General features: G+C 74.7%; 11 protein-coding genes. 9 read left to right on the forward strand and 2 right to left on the reverse strand.

The window, feature by feature from the left end:
• The 4 genes from IEY78_RS31665 to moeZ form a co-directional block, all read left to right on the forward strand.
• The coding region (locus tag IEY78_RS31665; protein WP_189104225.1) for a hypothetical protein at window positions 1-838 on the forward strand (838 nt) is incomplete at its 5' end.
• A gap of 253 nt (window positions 839-1,091) precedes the next feature.
• Window positions 1,092-2,048: an NAD-dependent epimerase/dehydratase family protein gene (locus IEY78_RS31670; protein WP_189104227.1), complete on the forward strand. Its 957-nt coding sequence runs from the start codon at window positions 1,092-1,094 to the stop codon at window positions 2,046-2,048.
• A complete protein-coding gene (locus tag IEY78_RS31675; RefSeq protein WP_189104229.1) occupies window positions 2,036-2,851 on the forward strand; it encodes a spherulation-specific family 4 protein in 816 nt (271 codons plus the stop codon). Before IEY78_RS31670 ends, IEY78_RS31675 begins: the two co-directional genes overlap by 13 nt.
• Window positions 2,852-2,947: 96 nt before the next feature.
• Window positions 2,948-4,126, forward strand: a complete 1,179-nt coding sequence (moeZ, locus tag IEY78_RS31680; protein ID WP_189104231.1) for an adenylyltransferase/sulfurtransferase MoeZ — start codon at window positions 2,948-2,950, stop codon at window positions 4,124-4,126.
• 177 nt (window positions 4,127-4,303) lie between these two features.
• Here moeZ and IEY78_RS31685 read toward each other — a convergent pair whose 3' ends face one another.
• A complete protein-coding gene (locus IEY78_RS31685) occupies window positions 4,304-7,357 on the reverse strand; it encodes a lysylphosphatidylglycerol synthase transmembrane domain-containing protein (RefSeq protein ID WP_189104233.1) in 3,054 nt (1,017 codons plus the stop codon).
• 188 nt (window positions 7,358-7,545) lie between these two features.
• Here IEY78_RS31685 and IEY78_RS31690 point away from each other — a divergent pair, with 188 nt between their 5' ends.
• The 5 genes from IEY78_RS31690 (at window position 7,546) to nudC (ending at window position 18,454) form a co-directional block, all read left to right on the forward strand.
• Window positions 7,546-7,950, forward strand: a complete 405-nt coding sequence (locus tag IEY78_RS31690; RefSeq protein ID WP_189104235.1) for an MGMT family protein — start codon at window positions 7,546-7,548, stop codon at window positions 7,948-7,950.
• Between the two features lie 208 nt (window positions 7,951-8,158).
• Complete coding sequence (locus IEY78_RS31695) at window positions 8,159-11,656, forward strand: ATP-dependent helicase (protein WP_189104237.1); 3,498 nt, start codon at window positions 8,159-8,161, stop codon at window positions 11,654-11,656.
• A 754-nt stretch (window positions 11,657-12,410) separates the two neighbouring features.
• Window positions 12,411-16,031, forward strand: a complete 3,621-nt coding sequence (locus tag IEY78_RS31700; RefSeq protein WP_189104239.1) for an ATP-dependent helicase — start codon at window positions 12,411-12,413, stop codon at window positions 16,029-16,031.
• 10 nt (window positions 16,032-16,041) lie between these two features.
• Entirely contained in the window at window positions 16,042-17,442 is a 1,401-nt protein-coding gene (locus tag IEY78_RS31705; RefSeq protein ID WP_189104241.1) for a dipeptidase, read from the forward strand.
• A gap of 76 nt (window positions 17,443-17,518) precedes the next feature.
• Window positions 17,519-18,454, forward strand: a complete 936-nt coding sequence (nudC, locus tag IEY78_RS31710) for an NAD(+) diphosphatase (RefSeq protein WP_189104243.1) — start codon at window positions 17,519-17,521, stop codon at window positions 18,452-18,454.
• Between the two features lie 223 nt (window positions 18,455-18,677).
• Here nudC and IEY78_RS31715 read toward each other — a convergent pair whose 3' ends face one another.
• On the reverse strand, window positions 18,678-18,920 hold the full coding sequence (locus IEY78_RS31715) for a mycoredoxin (protein WP_189104245.1): 243 nt from the start codon (window positions 18,918-18,920) through the stop codon (window positions 18,678-18,680).
• Window positions 18,921-18,987: the final 67 nt, after the last annotated feature.

Consider the following 18,987-nt stretch of genomic DNA (forward strand, 5'->3'; position numbering starts at 1 on the left):
CGGCGCCGACTGCGCCGCGACCGTCGCGGCCGTGGCCGCCGCGGACACCGCACCTCCCGCCGTCCGCGCCGCCGCCGGGGCCGAGGGCACGGTCCTGGTCGCGCTCGCCGTCCGGCTCGCCCTGCGCTCGGGGCCGCTGCGGCGGCGCCACGGCGGCGGACCGCGCACCACCGTCCTGTGGGTCTGCTGGACGGCCGGATACGCGGTCTGGGGCGACTGGCTGCTGGCCCAGCTGCTCACCGGCGGCCCCGACCTGCCGCACGCCGCGCCCCGCGCCGCCGTCGCCACCGCCGCGGCGCTGACCTGCGCCCTGGCCCCCGCGGCCGGCTGCGCCCACTGGTACGCCCGGCACGCCCGGCGCCGCCTGGCCACCAGCCGCGGCCTGGAGGAACTCGCCGCCCGGGTCCGGCCGTTGCTGCCGGCCGCCACCCTTCTCTTCCTGGCCGCCCTGGTGGCCCTGCTCCTCGGCGCGGACGCGGCGTTCGGCGCGGCGGGCCCGGCGGCGCCGGTCGCGGCGGGGGCCCTGGGCGTGCTGCTCTTCCTGGCCCGGCTGCTGACCGTGCACGGCTTCCCGGAGGCGGCCTCGGCCGGCCTGGCCTCGGCCGCCGCCGCGGAGTACCTCGCCCTGACCCTGGTACTGATCGCCCGGCTCCCCGGCGTGCCGCCGCTCGACGCCCCCGTGGCGGCGCTCACCACGGCCGCGGGCACCTCCGCGGTGCCCGCCCTGGCCTGCACCGCCGCCGCCCTCGGCCTGCTCGGCTACGGCCTGCGGGCGCTCACCGGCGCCTGCGCGCACTCGCCCGCCCCCGCCGGACCGGCGGAGGGACACCGGCCGTGACCCACCGGACGACCACCGGCCCCCGCCGCCCCGCACCCCCGCTCGGACCGCCCCACCACACACCCCTCCCGGCACGGCACCCCGCAACGGCCGCGCCGGCCCCCGCGCCGCGGACCACACCCCCCACGTGGACCCCGTCACCCCGGCGGGCCCCGGCCCCGCGGCCGACGACGCACCTGACTCGACCCGTCTTAGGAGCACGACACATGAACGTCCAGCCGACCACACGCCGCGCGGACCGGGGGGTTGCACGATGAGGGTGCTGCTCATCGGCGCCAACGGCTACCTGGGCCGCTACGTCGCCGACCGGCTGCTCGCCGACCCGGCCGTCCAGCTCACCGCCCTGGGGCGCGGCGACGACGCCGACGTCCGCTTCGACCTCGCCTCCGGCAGCCCCGGGGCGCTCACCCGCTTCCTCGACGCGGTCCACCCGGGGGTCGTCGTCAACTGCGCCGGTGCCACCCGCGGCGGCGCCCGCGAACTGACCCGGCACAACACCGTCGCGGTCGCCACCGTCTGCGAGTCGCTGCGCCGCAGCAGCTGCGGCGCCCGGCTGGTCCACCTGGGCTGCGCCTCCGAGTACGGGCCCTCCCAGCCCGGCTCGTCGACCGCCGAGGACGCGGTGCCCCGCCCCGGCGGCCCGTACGGCGTCAGCAAGCTCGCCGCCACCGAACTCGTCCTGGGCTCCGACCTCGACGCGGTCGTGCTGCGGATCTTCTCCCCGGTCGGCCCGGGCACCCCGGCGGGCTCGCCGCTGGGCCGGCTCGCCGAGGCGATGCGCCGCGCCATGCAGTCCGGCGACAGCGAGCTCAAGCTCGGCGGGCTCGGCGTGCAGCGGGACTTCGTCGACGTGCGCGACGTGGCCCGCGCGGTCCACGCCGCCTCGCTGTCCGCCGCGCAGGGCGTCGTCAACATCGGGACCGGCCGCGCCGTCCGGCTGCGCGAGGCCGCGTCCGTGCTCGCCCGGGTCGCCGGCTTCGGCGGCGCGCTCCACGAGATCGACTCCCCGCCCGCCCGGCTCGTCATCCCCGGCCCGTCCCCCGAGCACCCGGTCGGCTCGCCGCCCGCCACCTACCCGTACCCGGACGGCTGCGGCACCTGGCAGCAGGCCGATGTGCGCACCGCCCGCGACCGGCTCGGCTGGCGCCCCCGGATCGGGCTGGAGGAGTCCCTCGCGGACATCTGGATGGAGGCGGCATGTCGCATCTGACCACCTCCGCGGGCGGCACCCGCGCCCCGACCGGGGCCCTGGGGGCCGGCATCGGCGTACCGGGCTTCGCCCATCCGCTGCTGGCCCCCACCGAGTGGGCCGAACTCCCGCGCTGTGCGGCCGGCTTCCTGCCGCCCGCGCGGCCGGGCGGCGGCGGCCCGGTGCCGGGGGCGGGCGCGGTGCACTGGGCGGTGCTCAACGTGTCCAACGGACCCGGGGCCCGCCCCGACCCGCACTGCCTGCCGGCCGCCGCCCGGGTCCGGGAGACGGGCGTGCGGATACTGGGCCACCTCGACCTGGGGCGCGGCACGCGCCCCTTCGGGGAGCTGCTCACCGACGCCCGCCGCTATCTGGAGTGGTACCGGGCCGACGGCTTCTGGCTGGACCGCTGCCCCACCGACCGGACGCAGCTGCCCGCGACCCGGCGGCTGGCCACCACCCTGCGGGCGCTGAGCGGCGGCCACCTCGTCTTCGGGCACGGCAGCCACCCCTACCCCGGCTACGCCGAGTCCGCCGACCAGCTCGTGACCTTCGCCGGCTCCTGGGACGACTACCGCTGGTCCCAGGTGGCCGAGTGGACCGCCGACTACCCTCCGGAGCGGTTCTGCCACCTCGTCCACGGGGTGCCGCGCAGCCATCTCGACGAGGCGCTGCGGATCGCCCGCTGGCAGGGGGCGGGCACCGTCTACCTCACCGACCGCCGGGCCGCCGGGACGGCGGGCGGCGCGGGCGACGCCTGGGCGTCACTGCCCGGCTACTGGGACGATTTCGTCTCGCGCATCGGAACGGGTGTCTCGGAATGAAGAAGGGCGTGGCAGTGTTACCGGGAGAGCAAGCTCCCCCGCTTTCGGCTGGGCCCGTGCGGGGGAACCCCATCTGAACCGACCAACGGAGTTCCCGTGTCGCTGCCACCCCTGGTCGAGCCCGCTTCCGAGCTCACCGTCGATGAGGTCCGCAGGTACTCCCGCCACCTGATCATCCCCGATGTCGGGATGGACGGGCAGAAGCGGCTGAAGAACGCCAAGGTGCTGTGCGTGGGCGCCGGCGGCCTGGGCTCGCCCGCGCTGATGTATCTCGCCGCGGCCGGCGTCGGCACGCTCGGCATCGTGGAGTTCGACGAGGTCGACGAGTCGAACCTGCAGCGCCAGATCATCCACAGCCAGGCGGACATCGGCCGCTCCAAGGCGGCCTCCGCCAAGGACACGGTGCTGGGCATCAACCCGTACGTCACCGTCAACCTGCACGAAGAGCGCCTGGACTCCACGAACGTCATGGAGCTGTTCGCGCAGTACGACCTGATCGTGGACGGCACCGACAACTTCGCCACCCGCTATCTGGTCAACGACGCCTGCGTGCTGCTGAACAAGCCGTACGTCTGGGGTTCGATCTACCGCTTCGACGGCCAGGCGTCGGTGTTCTGGAGCGAGCACGGCCCCTGCTACCGCTGCCTGTACCCGGAGCCCCCGCCGCCCGGCATGGTGCCCTCCTGCGCCGAGGGCGGCGTGCTCGGTGTGCTGTGCGCCTCCATCGGCTCCATCCAGGTCAACGAGGCCATCAAGCTGCTCGCCGGCATCGGCGACCCGCTCGTCGGCCGGCTGATGATCTATGACGCGCTGGAGATGACCTACCGCCAGGTCAAGGTCCGCAAGGACCCCGACTGCGCGATCTGCGGGGAGAACCCCACGGTCACCGAACTGATCGACTACGAGGCGTTCTGCGGCGTGGTCTCCGAGGAGGCCCAGGAGGCGGCCGCCGGCTCGACGATCACTCCCCGGCAGCTCAAGGAGTGGATCGACGGCGACGAGAAGATCGAGATCATCGACGTCCGCGAACCAAACGAGTTCGAGATCGTCTCGATCCCCGGCGCCCGGCTGATCCCGAAGAACGAGTTCGTCATGGGCACCGCCCTCCAGGACCTCCCGCAGGACCGGAAGATCGTCCTGCACTGCAAGACGGGCGTCCGCTCGGCGGAGGTGCTGGCCGTGCTGAAGTCCGCGGGCTTCGCCGACGCCGTGCACGTCGGCGGCGGCGTCATCGGCTGGGTCAACACGGTCGAGCCGGAGAAGCCGATCTACTGAGCTTCCCCTCCGGCGGGGCGCGGCGTCGCGGCCCGCCGGAGACCTGCCCCGATACGGGAGATGCCCGCCATGATCATGGCGGGCATCTCCCGTATTCGTGCTCCGGAGGGCCGGTCTCCGACGGCGACCGACGGCGCGGCCGCGATGCGACCCGGCCACCGCGGCGGCCGGGTCCACTCAGATCTCGCCCTTGCGGGTCAGATAGTTGAACGCCAGCCAGCCGGGCAGCGCCGGCAGCCAGAAGACCAGCAGCCGGAACAGCAGCACCGCCGGGAACGCCGTGCCGGCGTCGAGCCCGGCCAGGGTCAGCCCGGTGATCAGCGCACCTTCGACGGCGCCCACGCCGCCGGGGGTCGGTGCGGCCGAGCCCAGCGCGTTACCGGCGAGGAAGGCGACCGCGATCCCCGCATAGGTGATCTTGTCGCCGCCGCCGAAGGCCCGGATCGAGGCGTCCAGACACATCACGTTCGCCGCCGTCAGCAGCAGCATCCCGCCGATGCCGGTGACCAGCTTCCCGGGCCGCTGCAGGATGTCCAGCATCCGCGGGACGACGCCCGCGAACAGCGACCGCACCCGCCGGGAGACGAAGTTGCGCAGCGCCGGCACCGCGGTGACGACCAGGACCAGCACGGCCACGGTCAACAGCCCGGCGATGACCGTACGGGACGGCGAGATCGACGCGGTCTGCTCCTGGGTGCCGGTCACATAGCCGAAGACCAGCAGCAGCAGGATGTGGCTGCCCAGCCCGAACAGCTGGGACGCGCCGACACTCGCCACCGCCAGACCGGGCCGGACGCCGGCGCGCTGCAGGAAGCGGGTGTTGAGCGCCACCCCGCCGATCGCCGCGGGCGCCACCAGCTTCACGAAGTTGCCCGCGATCTGCGCGATGACCGTCCGGACGAACGACACCCGCTCCGTGACGAACCCCAGCAGGCTCATCGCCGCCGCGATGTACGTCAGCGCCGAGAAGAACATCGCGACCAGGACCCACACCCACCCGGCCTTGCTGACCACATCGCCGAGGTTGACGTGGGTGAGCTGGGTCAGCAGCAGATACGCCGCGAAGGCGCCGGCGATCCAGCTGATCAGGATGCGCGGGCTGAGCCGCTCCAGCTTGGCGGGCTGGACCACCGCCGTCGGGCGGATGTGCAGCACCTGCCGGCGGATCTGCGCGAGCAGGTCCTCCTCGCGGGCCTCCTCCGAGGCCTCGTCCAGGGCGCGCTTCTCGGCGTTCTTCTCCGCATGCCGTTCGGCCCGCAGCGTCTTGCGGTCCTTGGTGCCCCCCGCCTCACGTGCCTCCCGCGCCTCCTTGGCCGCCTGCGCCGCCGCCAGCACCGCGTCGCGCTCCCGCTGGGAGCGCTCGCGGGCCAGATGACGCAGCGTGGCACGGGTGGTGCGGCTGAGCGCGATCGGCTGGAGCAGCGGCAGACTGTCGGCGACCGCGTCCGGGCCGAGCACCTCGACGGCCGCGGCCACCGCCCGCTCCGCCCTGACCCGCAGTCCGCAGGTGGCCAGCAGCTGGGCGATGTCCATCCGCAGCACCAGGTCACCGGCCGCGATCTCACCGCCGCGCAGCTCGGTCAGGACGATATTGCCGGAACGATCCACCAGCAGCGCGTCACCGACCAGCCGCCGGTGCGCGATCCGCCGCGACTGCAGCGCCTCGACCTGCCGCCAGGCGCTGTGCATCAGGGTGTCGGTGATCTCCTCGTCGGCCAGCGCGTCGAAGCTGCGGCCGTCGATGTGCTCGTAGACCAGCATCACCGCGTCCGGACCGAGCTCCGAGGTCGCGATCAGCTTCGGGGCGTTCGCACCGGCCGCGATGGCCGCGTACGCCAGCAGCGCCTCCTGCTCCAGCGCCTGGCGCAGCGACTGCAGGCTGCGGCGCTGATTGATGCCGCGCAGCGACAGCCGGCGCCACACCCGGTAGAAGAAGCCCTGCGCCTGCTGCTCGCGGTCGACGACGGTGACATCGATCGGCGGGCCGTCCTCCAGCGTCACCAGATAGCGGCGGCCGCGGTCGGTGTGCTCGGGGTGGTCCGGGCCGATGTCCTCCGCCCGCAGCGCGGACACCGGGCGGAAGCCGACCCGGCGCAGCCCCGCGAGGAGGTTCTGGCCGGTGGGGCGGACATTGGGGGAGCCGACGGCGTAGAGGGTGCCGTAGGCGACGGTCCAGCCGATCAGCACCGTCGTGATGATCGCGAACGGGGTGGTGTACCGCCCGACCAGCACCGCGAAGGCGTCCAGCAGCAGCACGCACCACATCGCGACCCGCCAGCGGGGCCGCCGGTACATGCCCACCGCCGTCATATAGGCGATCACGGGCGCCAGATAACTGTGCACCGGAGCGGTCAGCGACCCGTTGTCCAGGGTCTGGGTCAGCGCGTCCCGGATGGAGGCGGGGGCGGCGTCGGCCACCCACAGGTCGGTGGCCAGCGACACCCCGTGGGCGAGGACCGCGGCGAGCACGCCGTCCGCGATCCGCAGCCCGTCCCGCTTGATCAGCCGCTCCACGGCGAACGCCACCGGCACGATCAGCACCGCGACGCTGGACGTCAGCCCCGCCAGGGTGATCAGCAGCTGCGGCGTCGCCTTCGCGCCGCTGCCGATGTCGCTCTCCAGGCCCTGGGTCGTGCCCTGGGCGAAGGTGGTGAGCCCGAGGACGAGCGCGATCCCGGCCATGCCGAGCAGCAGCCGCAGCAGGTCGGCGGGCCGGTGCACCCGGGCGGGCAGCAGCGGCTCGTCGCCGGAGACCCGGTCGACGTGGAATTCGCCGTGCTCGTCCGCGGCCAGATCGGAGCGGTGCGCGCCCGTGCGGGCCCTGCTCCGGGCCGCACCGGGCACCGCCTTCTCACCGCGGCCGCGCCCGGCCCCGTCGTCCCCGCTCCGGTCCGGGCGGTCGTCGTCCGTGCTCCGGTCCGGCCGGTCGTCGTCCTGCTCCTCCTGCTGCCGCTCTGGTTCCTCGGGCTCCTCGGGCCCCTGTGGCCTCTCGGACGCCCCTGGTCTCTCGGCCTTCTCGATCGTGCTCGCCTTTTCGGTAGCGGAAGCCGTGGCCGGCCTCCGTTGGTGCTTCCCCTGTGGTGCCGCCTGCTGCCGCTCCGGTGGCCCGGCCGCCGGGGCCGGTCCGGGCGCGGTGCCGGCGGTGGTGACGGACAGCGCCGCGGGGGCGCCCGCCTCCCGTGGAGGCGCTGCGCCCTGCTGCCCGGCCGTCTCTTCTTGATCTCGTATCACCAGTCACCGTCCGGAAGATGGTGGCACGGCCGGCCGGCGGTGGAGGGCATCAGGGTGCATTTCGGGGGCGCGGGATGCGGAACCACCGCCGCCGACCAGGGGCGGTGGCGCCGTCCCGGAGGGCCGCCCGGCGGTCCGCAACCGTGTGTCCGCTCCCATTGTCGGTGCCGTGCGGCAGGATGGACCGAATGAGTGGGACCGGAGATTCGACGGCGGGGGAGCTCCCCGCGTACGCGGAACGGGTCCTCGCCGTCGCCGAGCTGATCCCGGCGGGCCGGGTGATGACATACGGCGATATCGCCGAGTGGCTCGACGAAGGAGGACCGCGGCAGGTCGGCAGGGTGATGGCCCTCTACGGCGGCGCGGTGCCCTGGTGGCGCGTGGTGCGCGCGGACGGCCATCTGCTGCCCGGCAGCGAACTGCGCGCGCTCGCGCACTACCGCGACGAGGGCACGCCCCTGCGCACCACCCCCACGGGGGACACCCCCCAAGGGCGCGGGCGAGGCGCCGCGATGACGCGCGACCACATACCGCGTCTCGACATGCGGCGCGCCCGCTGGGACGGGCGCCAGGAGGGCGACGGGGAGCCGTAGCACCGGCGCCCGGCCACCCGGCCGACCGGGAGGCTGCCGCCGGACCCGCCGCGGGCCTGGCGTAGCGTCGGGCACCGCCGGCACGCCGACGGTCCCGCCGCGGGCCGCGCCCCCCGGCCGGCCGCCCGACCCGCTCCGCGCACCGCCGGGCGGCCCGCACCCCCTCTGCACCACGACCACGCACTCTCCTTCAGGACCGGCGATCCACGTGAGCTCCTCCTTCTCGGCCGTCCCGCCGACGCAGCCCCACCGGGCGGCGCGGCGGAACACCGCCGGCGCGTACCGCCTGGTGCGCACCGCACCGGGACGAGTGGATCCTCCTGTCCTGGACGCAGCCCAGCGCGCCGTGGTTGACCACCGGCACGGACCGCTGCTGGTGCTCGCCGGACCGGGCACCGGCAAGACCACGACGCTGGTGGAGTCGGTGGTCCGCCGGGTGCGCGCCGGCGCCGACCCCGAACGGATCCTCGTCCTCACCTTCAGCCGCAAGGCCGCCGTCGAACTCCGCGACCGGCTCGCCGCCCGGCTGACCGGCCCGGACGCACCGCCCGGCGGCCCCACCGGCACCGGCGCCGCCCCGCGCCGGCCCGGCATCCCGCAGGCGACCACCTTCCACTCCTTCTGCTACGCCCAGGTCCGCGCCCACCAGGACGCCGACCTCTTCGCCGACCCCCTGCGGCTGCTGTCCGGACCCGAACAGGACCTCGTGGTCCGCGAACTCCTCGAAGGCCAGGCCGAACTCGCCGGCGCGGGCCGCGGCCGGGTGCGCTGGCCGGACGAGCTGCGCGCCTGCCTGACCACCCGAGGCTTCGCCGACGAGGTCCGCGCGGTGCTCGCCCGCAGCCGCGAACTGGGCCTGGGCCCGGACGCGCTGGGCGCCTTCGCCGCCCGCACCGGACGGCCCGACTGGAGCGCCGCGGCCGACTTCCTCGCCGAATACCTCGACAACCTCGACGCCCAAGGGGTGCTCGACTACGCCGAACTCGTGCACCGCGCGGTGCTGCACGCCGAACACCCCGACACCGCCGCCCGGTGGGCCGCCTCCTACGACGCGGTCTACGTCGACGAGTACCAGGACACCGACGCCGCCCAGGTACGGCTGCTGCGCGCCCTCGCCGGCAACCACACCACCGCCGCCGCACCGGGCTCCCCGGGACGCACCCTGCTCGCCTTCGGCGACCCCGACCAGTCGATCTACGCCTTCCGCGGCGCCGACGTCAACGGCATCCTCGACTTCCCCGAGGCCTTCCGGCGCGCCGACGGCACCCCCGCCCCGGTCGCCGTCCTCGGCACCTCCCGCCGCTCCGGCGCCGACCTGCTCGCCGCCACCCGGCAGCTGACCCGCCGGATGCCGCTCACCCGCCTGCCCGCCGCGAAGGTACGCGCCCACCGCGAGCCCCGGCCCGTACGGGACGGCGGCCGCGTCGAGGCGTACACGTACCCGACCCCCGGCGCCGAACTCGACAACGTCGCCGACATCCTGCGCCGCGCCCACCTGGAGGACGGGGTGCCCTGGCGCGAGATGGCCGTCCTCGTCCGCGCCGGGGGGCGCTCGCTGCCCGCCGTGCGCCGCGCCCTGACCTCGGCCGGCGTCCCCCTCGACATCGACGGCGACGACCTGCCGCTGCGGCACGAACCCGCGGTCGCCCCCCTCCTGACGGCCCTGCGGGTGGCGGCCCGCGCCGCCCTGGCCCCCGACACCGACGCCGGCTCCGACCCCGACGCCGCTCCGGACTCCGCCCCTGACGCCCCGTCCGACGAGACCGCCGACCCCCAGGAAGCCGCAGTCGGACCGACCGCCCCGGAGGACGACGGCGGCGCCCCCCGCTGGCTCGACGCCGAAACCGCCATAGACCTGCTGGCCTCCCCCCTCGGCGGCATGGACTCCGCCGACCTGCGCCGCCTCGGCCGCGCCCTGCGCGAGGAGGAACGCCACGCCGGCCAGCCACTGCCCCGCCCCTCCGACGAACTGATCGCCCGCGCCCTCGCCGACCCCCGGCGCCTGGTCACCCACGACCCCGGCTACGCCCGCGGCGCCCAGCGCCTCGGCCTGCTGCTGCGCACGGCCCGCGCCCTCCTCGCCGACGGCGGCACCGCCGAAGCGGCCCTGTGGGAACTGTGGGACGGCACCCCCTGGCCGCAGCGCCTGGAGCGGGCCGCCCACCGCGGCGGCGCCGCCGGCCGCAACGCCGACCGCGACCTGGACGCCGTCGTCGCCCTCTTCGAGACCGCCGCCCGCGCCGAGGAACGCACCGGCGGCCGCGGCGCCCTCAACTTCCTGGAGGAACTCGACGCCCAGGACATCGCCGCCGACACCCTCACCCGCCGCGCCGTGCGCCCCGACGCCGTACGCCTGATGACCGCCCACCGCGCCAAGGGCCTGGAGTGGCGGCTCGTCGTCGTCGCCGGCGTCCAGGAAGGCCTGTGGCCCGACCTGCGCCGCCGCGGCTCACTCCTGGAAGCCGACCGGATCGGCCGCGACGGCCTGGCCGAACCGCTGCCCGCCGGCGCCCTGCTCGCCGAGGAACGCCGGCTGTTCTACGTGGCCGCCACCCGCGCCCGCGAACGGCTCGTCGTCACCGCCGTGAAGGCCGCCGCCGACGACGGCGACCAGCCGTCCCGTTTCCTGACCGAGCTGGGCGTCACCCCCCAGGACGTCACCGGCCGCCCGCGCCGCCCCCTCGCGGTGGCCGCACTCGTCGCCGAACTGCGCGCCACCACCGTCGACCCGGCCGCCACCCCCGCCCTGCGCGACGCCGCCGCCCGGCGCCTCGCCCAGCTGGCCGCGCTCCGCGACGACGACCACCACCCCCTGGTGCCGGCCGCCCACCCCGACACCTGGTGGGGCCTGCACGAACCCACCCGCAGCAGCGTCCCGCTCCGCGACCGCGACCGTCCCGTCGTCCTCTCCGGCAGCGCCCTCGACCAGCTCGCCCACACCTGCTCCCTCCAGTGGTTCCTGGGCCGCGAGGTCAAGGCGGACACCCCCGCCACCGCCGCCCAGGGCTTCGGCAACGTGGTCCACGTCCTCGCCGACGAGGTCGCCTCCGGCCGCACCCCCGCCGACCTCGCCGTCCTCATGGAACGCCTGGACTCCGTATGGGACGCGCTCGCCTTCGACGCCCCCTGGAAGTCCCGGCAGGAGAAGGAGACCGCACGCGCCGCCCTGGAACGCTTCCTGCGCTGGCACGTCATGGAGCGCGAGACCCGCGGCCGGGACACCGTCGCCACCGAGCACGGCTTCGACCTCACCCTCCGAGCCGGCCCCCACGAGGTCCGCATCCGGGGCAGCATGGACCACGTCTCCCGCGACGCCCAGGGCCGCGCCTACGTCGTCGACTTCAAGACCGGCAAGCAGAAACCGACCGGCCCCGAGGTCGCCCGCCACCCCCAGCTCGCCGTCTACCAGCTCGCGGTGCGCGAGGGCGCCCTCGACGACGCCTTCGACGGCCGCACCCCGGATCCGGGCGGCGCCGAACTGGTGCACCTGCGCCTGGGCGCCGCCCGCAAGGAAGGCGGCGACGCCCTGCCCGCCGTCCAGGCGCAGCAGCCACTGGAGGGCGAGTGGGTCGGCGAACTGCTCGCCACCGCCGCGGGCCGCGTCCTTGAGGAACGCTTCACCCCCACCACCGGCACCCACTGCACCCACTGCACGTTCCGCACTTCGTGCAGCGCCCAGCCGGAGGGGCGGCACGTGGTGGAGTGAGTCCCACGCTTTTGTCTTTTTCGCCGTGCGGGTTGCTCGCCGTTTTGCGCCCGCTTCGCGGTGCGTCTCCGCTGCGCGGGCTGCGCCCACGTTGTCGGCTTTCCCGCCGTGGGGGGTTTCTCGCCGTTGCGCCTGCGGCGGGCGGGGGCCGCTGCGCGGGGCTGTTGGGTGCGGTGGCGGTCCTCCGGGGTCGGTGTGTGGGACTGCTTCGCTTTACGTCCCACACACCGCCCCCTCCGGCCCGCCCCCTCCCGTTGAGGGGTGGGGAGAAGGCCGGTGGGGGTGCACGTGGGTGGGCGAGCGCGCCTCGTGGTCGTACTGAAGCTGGCATCGATGGCCCGCCCCCACTCACCGATACTTCTCCCCCCACGGGAGGGGACGGGCCGGAGGGGCCTGGTCTGTGGACGTAAAGCGAAGCAGTCCACAGACCAGGCCCCGGAGGTCCGTCACCGCACCCAACACCCACCGCCCGCCGCAGGCGCAACGGCGAGAAGCCACTGCGCCGCCGCAGAAGACAACGCGGAAGAAACGGTCAAGCGCAGCGGACCGGCCCGCCGCAGGCGCAACGGCGAAAGGCCCCCACGGCGGGAAAGCCGACAAAGCGGGGAACAGCCCCGCGCAGCGGAAAGGCAACGACGGGCGCACCGCGAAGCGGGCGAGAAACGACGACGACCCCCACGGCGGCCCAGCCGAAAACGTGGGAAGCCAAGCCAAGCGCAGCGGACTGTCAGAGGCGCCCGATACCGTCGTACTCGTGTCAGCTCGCCTCACCGATCCCGAGCAGCTCAAGGAGCTTCTCGGGATCCCGTTCACGCCGGAGCAGACGGAGTGCATCACCGCTCCGCCCGCGCCGCAGGTCATCGTGGCCGGAGCCGGGTCCGGTAAGACCACGGTCATGGCCGCCCGCGTCGTGTGGCTGGTCGGGACCGGACAGGTCGCCCCCGAGCAGGTCCTTGGTCTGACCTTCACCAACAAGGCGGCCGGCGAGCTGGCCGAACGCGTCCGGGCCGCCCTCCTCGCCGCCGGCGTCACCGACCCGGACGCCCTCCCGCTCGACGACAGCGGCGCCGCCACCGGCCAGCCCCCCGGAGAGCCGCGGATCTCCACGTACCACGCATTCGCCGGACAGCTCCTCAAGGACCACGGCCTGCGCATCGGCCTGGAACCCGGCGCCCGGCTGCTCGCCGACGCCACCCGCTTCCAGCTCGCCGCCCGCACCCTGCGCACCGCCCCGGGCCCCTACCCGTCCCTCACCACCTCCCTGCCCTCCCTCGTCGAGGACCTCCTCGCCCTCGACGGCGAACTCTCCGAGCACCTCGTCGAACCCGCCGCCCTGCGCGCCCACGACACCGAGCTGCTCGCCGCCCTCGACGGCGTCACCCTCACCAACGCCGACCTGCGCAAAGCCCCCGAAACCGCCCGCGGCCGCCTGGAACTCCTCGACCTCGTCACCGCCTACCGGGACGAGAAGCGCCGCCGCGACCTCCTCGACTTCGGCGACCAGATCGCCCACTCCGCCACCCTCGCCACCACCCGCCCCGAGGTCGGCAGCCTCCTGCGCGACGAGTTCCGCGTCGTCCTCCTCGACGAGTACCAGGACACCTCCGTCGCCCAACGCCTGCTGCTCTCCGGCCTGTTCGGCGCCGCCACCGGGACCGCCACCGGGCATGCCGTGACCGCCGTCGGCGACCCCTGCCAGGCCATCTACGGCTGGCGCGGCGCCTCCGTGGCCAACCTCGACGACTTCCCCACCCACTTCCCCCTCCCCGACGGCACCCCCGCCCCCCGCCAGGCCCTCAGCGAGAACCGCCGCAGCGGCGGCCGCCTCCTCGACCTCGCCAACACCCTCGCCGCCCCCCTCCGCGCCCGCCACGAAGGCGTCGAGGCACTGCGCCCCGCCCCCGGAGCCGAGCGCGACGGCCTCGTCCGCTGCGCCCTGCTGCCCACCCACGCCGAAGAAATCGACTGGCTCGCCGACTCCCTCGCCCACCTCGTCCGCACCGGCACACCCCCCGGCGAGATCGCCGTGCTCTGCCGCACCGCCGCCGACTTCGCCCACCTCCAGGGCGCCCTCGTCGCCCGGGACATCCCCGTCGAGGTCGTCGGCCTCTCCGGCCTGCTGCATCTGCCCGAGATCGCCGACCTCACCGCCGTCTGCGACGTCCTCCAGGACCCCACCGCCAACGCAGCCCTGGTCCGCCTGCTCACCGGCCCCCGCTGGCGCATCGGCCCCCGCGACCTCGCGCTCCTGGGCCGCCGCGCCCGCACCCTCGTCCACCACCCCGCCCCCTCCGACGACCCGGCACAACGCCTCGCCGAGGCCGTCGAAGGCGTCGACCCCGCCGAGACCATCTCGCTCGCCGACGCCCTCGACACCTTCCTCGCGGCCGACGGCCCCGACGACGGCCTCCCCTTCTCCGCCGAGGCCCGCGTCCGCTTCGCCCACCTCGCCACCGAACTCCGCGACCTGCGCCGCTCCCTCGGCGACCCCCTCATGGACGTGCTCCACCGGATCCTGGCCACCACCGGCCTGGAGGTCGAGCTGTCCGCCTCCCCCCACGCCCTCGCCGCCCGCCGCCGCGAAACCCTCGGCACCTTCCTCGACATCGCGGCCGGCTTCGCCGCCAAACAGGGCGGCGAATCCCTCGACGGCGACGCCACCCTCCTCGCCTTCCTCGGCTTCCTGCGCACCGCCGTCCAGTACGAGAAGGGCCTGGACAGCTCCCTGCCCGGCGGCGACAACACCGTCAAGGTGCTGACCGCCCACAAGTCCAAGGGTCTGGAATGGGACGTCGTCGCCGTCCCCGGCCTGGTCACCAAGCAGTTCCCCAGCGAACAGGCCCGCGAGTCCTGGACCAGCCGCCCCAAGGTTCTCCCGCACACCCTGCGCGGCGATGCCGCCACCCTCCCCGACGTCACGGAATGGACCGCCCGCGGCCTGAAGGACTTCAAGGAGGCGATGAAGGACCACCAGGAGACCGAGGAACTCCGCCTCGGCTACGTCACCTTCACCCGCCCCCGCTCCCTGCTGCTCGGCTCCGGCCACTGGTGGGGCCCCCACCAGAAGCGGCCGCGCGGCCCGTCCGTCTTCCTGGAGGCGCTGCGCACCCACTGCGAAGCCGGACACGGCGAGATCGAGCACTGGGCCGCGGCCCCCGAGGACGGCGACGAGAACCCCGCCCTCGCCGAAGCCGCCACCGAACAGGCCTGGCCGCTGCCCCTCGACCCCACGGCCACCGCCCGCCGCCGCAGCGCCGCCGCCACCGTCCGCGCCCACCTCGCCCGCCGCACGGACGAGCAGGCGCACCCCTCCGCCACCCCGGCCGCGCACCCCGCCCACGACCCCGAGTGGCCACCGCCCCCGGCCGACGACGACCTCTGGGGCCCCGACCCGTTCGACGCCCCGGAGGCCGACCCGTTCGACGCACCCGAAGCCGACCCGTTCGACGCTCCGGAGGCTGATCCCTTCGACGCCGACGCCCCGCCGGACGATCTCCCCGACGCCGCCCCGGCCCCGCCCCGCCCCCGCATCGGCGCCCAGCGCACCACGGAACCCGACCTCACCGACCCCTACCTCACCGACCCGGAAGCCGCGCCCCACGACGGCCACGGCGACACCGCGCCCCACGAGGAGACGCCCGCCGCCCTCCTCCCCGAGGAACGCCGCACCGTCGGCTCCTGGGACCGCGACCTGGAGACGCTCGCCGCCGAACTGCGCCGCTCCCGCGCCACCGTCCGCGAGGTCCCGCTGCCCTCCGCCCTCAGCGCCACCCAGCTGCTCCGCCTCGCCGCCGACCCCGACGCCTTCGCCCGCGAACTGGCCCGCCCCATGCCGCGCCCGCCGCAACCCGGCGCCCGCCGCGGCACCCGCTTCCACGCCTGGGTCGAATCCCGCTTCGAAGAGCTGACCCTGCCCCTGCTCGGCCCCGACGAGCTACCGGGTACCGACGAGACCGAGGACGCCGGCATCGCCGACGAACACGACCTCGAAACCCTCAAGGAAGCCTTCGCCCGCACCCCCTACGCCCACCGCACCCCCTTCCGCGTCGAGGCGCCCTTCCAGCTGACGCTCGCCGGCCGGGTGATCCGCGGCCGCATCGACGCCGTCTACAAGGAGCCCGGCCCGCACGGCGACCGCTTCGAGATCGTCGACTGGAAAACCGGCCGCACCCACACCGCCGACCCCCTCCAGCTGGCCGTCTACCGCCTCGCCTGGGCCGAGCGGTACGGCCTGGAGCCCGCCGCCGTCGACGCCGCCTTCCTCTACGTCCGCAGCGGCGAGGTGGTCAGACCCGCCCGGCTGCCCGGCCGGGCCGGACTCGAACGCATCCTGCTCGGCGAGACCGCCGACGGCCGTCCCCCGGAAGGCCGATAGGCTCGGCCATATGAGCACCACCACGGACAGCGCCGTCCGCGCGTACCTCGCCGCCCACCGCGAAGCCTTCCTCGACGACCTCGCCGAGTGGCTGCGCATCCCCTCCGTGTCCGCCGACCCGGAGCGCGCCGGCGACGTACGCCGCAGCGCCGAATGGCTCGCCGCGAAGCTCACCGACACCGGCTTCACGACCAGCGAGATCTGGGAGACCGGCGGCCTGCCCGCGGTCTTCGCCGAATGGCCCTCCGGCGACCCCTCCGCGCCCACCGTGCTCGTCTACGGCCACCACGACGTCCAGCCCGCCGCCCGCGAGGACGGCTGGCACACCGACCCCTTCGCACCGCAGACCGTCGACGGCAAGCTCTACGCCCGCGGCGCCGCCGACGACAAGGGCCAGGTCTTCTTCCACACCCTGGGCGTCCGCGCCCACCTCGCCGCCACCGGCCGCACCGCCCCCGCCGTCAACCTCAAGCTGCTCATCGAGGGCGAGGAGGAGTCCGGCTCACCGAACTTCCCCGCCCTGATCGAGAAGCACGCCAACCGCCTCGCCTGCGACGCGGTGGTCGTCTCCGACACCGGCATGTGGTCGAAGGACACCCCCACCGTCTGCACCGGCATGCGCGGCCTCACGGACTGCCAGATCGACCTGCGCGGCCCCGACCAGGACATCCACTCCGGCTCCTTCGGCGGCGCCGTCCCCAACCCCGCCACCGAGGCCGCCCGGCTGGCCGCCGCCCTGCACGACAGCGACCGCCGGGTCGCCGTACCCGGCTTCTACGACGGCGTCATCGAACTCACCGCCCGCGAGCGGGAACTCTTCGCCGAGCTGCCCTTCGACGAGGACGAGTGGCTGCGCACCGCACACTCCCACGCCCCCCTCGGCGAGGCCGGCAGCACGACCCTGGAGCGCATCTGGGCCCGCCCCACCGCCGAGGTCAACGGCATCAGCGGCGGCTACCAGGGCCCCGGCGGCAAGACCATCGTCCCCTCCACCGCCCAGCTGAAGCTCTCCTTCCGGCTGGTCGCCGGCCAGGACGCGGACGCCGTCCAGCGGTCCGTCCGCGACTGGGTCGCCGCGCGGCTCCCCGCCGGCATCCGCCACGAGATCACCTTCTGGGGCGCCACCCGCCCCTGCCTCACCCCGCTCGACCACCCCGCCCTCCAGTCCGTCGTCCGCGCCATGGGCCGGGCCTTCGGCCAGAAGATCCGCTTCACCCGCGAAGGCGGCTCCGGGCCGGCCGCCGACCTCCAGGACGTCCTCGGCGTCCCGGTCCTGTTCCTCGGCATCTCCGTCCCCTCCGACGGCTGGCACGCCCCGAACGAAAAGGTCGAACTCGACCTGCTGATGAAGGGCGTCGAGACCACCGCCCACCTGTGGGGCGACCTGGCGGAGACCTGGCGCCCCGCTTGACCGGACGCGCACCGCCGCACCGTTCCGCGCCCGCACGCAGCAATCACCCACGCCACAGGGGGAGTTGGAAACAGCAGTGACCACCTGGACCGACCACACCGCCGACCGGCCGCTCACCTTCAGCGCGCCGAGCGGAATCGACCGCTCGGCCCACCACCGTCTCGACGAAGCCTGGCTGGCGGCGGCCTGGAGCCACCCGACCACGCGTGTCTTCGTGGTGTCCGGCGGCCAGGCGCTGATCGACGACACCCCCGACGGCCGCACCGAACTGATCATGACGCCGACCTTCGAGGCGCCCCTGACCGAGGCCCACCGCTACTACCTCGGCACCGACGACGACGGCGTCAGTTACTTCGCGCTCCAGAAGGACTCGCTGCCCGGCCGCATGGACCAGTCCGCGCGCCCGGCGGGCCTGCGCGAGGCCGGCCTGCTGCTGTCGCCCCGCGACGCCGGCCTCCTCGTCCACGCCGTCGCCCTGGAGAACTGGCAGCGCCTGCACCGCTTCTGCTCACGCTGCGGCGAACGCACCGTGATCGCCGCCGCCGGCCACATCCGCCGCTGCCCCGCCTGCGGCGCCGAGCACTACCCGCGCACCGACCCGGCCGTGATCATGCTCGTCACGGATGAGGAGGACCGCGCCCTCCTCGGCCGCCAGGTGCACTGGCCCGAGGGCCGCTTCTCCACGCTCGCGGGCTTCGTCGAACCGGGCGAGTCCATCGAGCACTCGGTGGCCCGCGAGGTCTTCGAGGAGGCCGGCGTCGTCGTCGGCGACGTCGAGTACATCGCCAGCCAGCCCTGGCCCTTCCCGTCCAGCCTGATGCTGGGCTTCATGGCCCGCGCCACCTCCTCCGAGATCCAGGTCGACGGCGAGGAGATCGAGGAGGCCCGCTGGTTCTCCCGCGAGGACCTGCGCGCCGCTTTCGAATCCGGCGAGGTGCTCCCGCCGTACGGCATCTCCATCGCCGCCCGCCTCATCGAGCTCTGGTACGGCAAGCCGCTGCCGAAGCCGTGACCGGCGCGGGGGAAGAGGGCGAGGGCGCTGCCGGCCGTGCGCTCAGGCCGCCGGGGACGTAGCGCCGTCACCGGCACGCGAAAGGCCGTCGGCCGGATCCCATTGGGGACTCCGGCCGACGGCCCGGGGCCGGGAACGGCCCACTGCGGGTCGGCAGGACGTGCGGTCCGAGAACCTGCATGTCCGGCGCCGACCTCCGGCGTCGGGCACCGACCTTCCGGCGTCAGACGCCGACCTTCTGCTTGACCTGCGCAAGGGACGGGTTGGTCAGCGTCGAGCCGTCGGGGAACAGCACGGTCGGAACCGTCTGATTGCCGCCGTTCGCCTTCTCCACGAACTCCGCCGACTCCGGGTCGTGCTCAATGTTGATCTCGGTGTACGCGATGCCCTCGCGGTCCATCTGGCCCTTCAGCCGACGGCAGTAACCGCACCAGGTCGTGCTGTACATCGTCACAGTGCCCGCCATGCGCCCCGTGCTCCTTCGATAAGTCGTGATCCGATACCACCCGCCGGCTTGTGTTTCGGCGTGGCCA

It is taken from the genome of Streptomyces kronopolitis (genome assembly GCF_014646275.1).
Taxonomy (GTDB): Bacteria; Actinomycetota; Actinomycetes; order Streptomycetales; family Streptomycetaceae; genus Streptomyces; species Streptomyces kronopolitis.

What these genes read in the sequence shown, in the direction of transcription:
- IEY78_RS31715 (WP_189104245.1), bottom strand. Translation starts at nt 18,920, where the DNA reads ATGGCGGGCACTGTGACGATGTACAGCACGACCTGGTGCGGTTACTGC.
- IEY78_RS31705 (WP_189104241.1), top strand. Translation starts at nt 16,042, where the DNA reads ATGAGCACCACCACGGACAGCGCCGTCCGCGCGTACCTCGCCGCCCAC.
- IEY78_RS31690 (WP_189104235.1), top strand. Translation starts at nt 7,546, where the DNA reads ATGAGTGGGACCGGAGATTCGACGGCGGGGGAGCTCCCCGCGTACGCG.
- IEY78_RS31675 (WP_189104229.1), top strand. Translation starts at nt 2,036, where the DNA reads ATGTCGCATCTGACCACCTCCGCGGGCGGCACCCGCGCCCCGACCGGG.
- IEY78_RS31670 (WP_189104227.1), top strand. Translation starts at nt 1,092, where the DNA reads ATGAGGGTGCTGCTCATCGGCGCCAACGGCTACCTGGGCCGCTACGTC.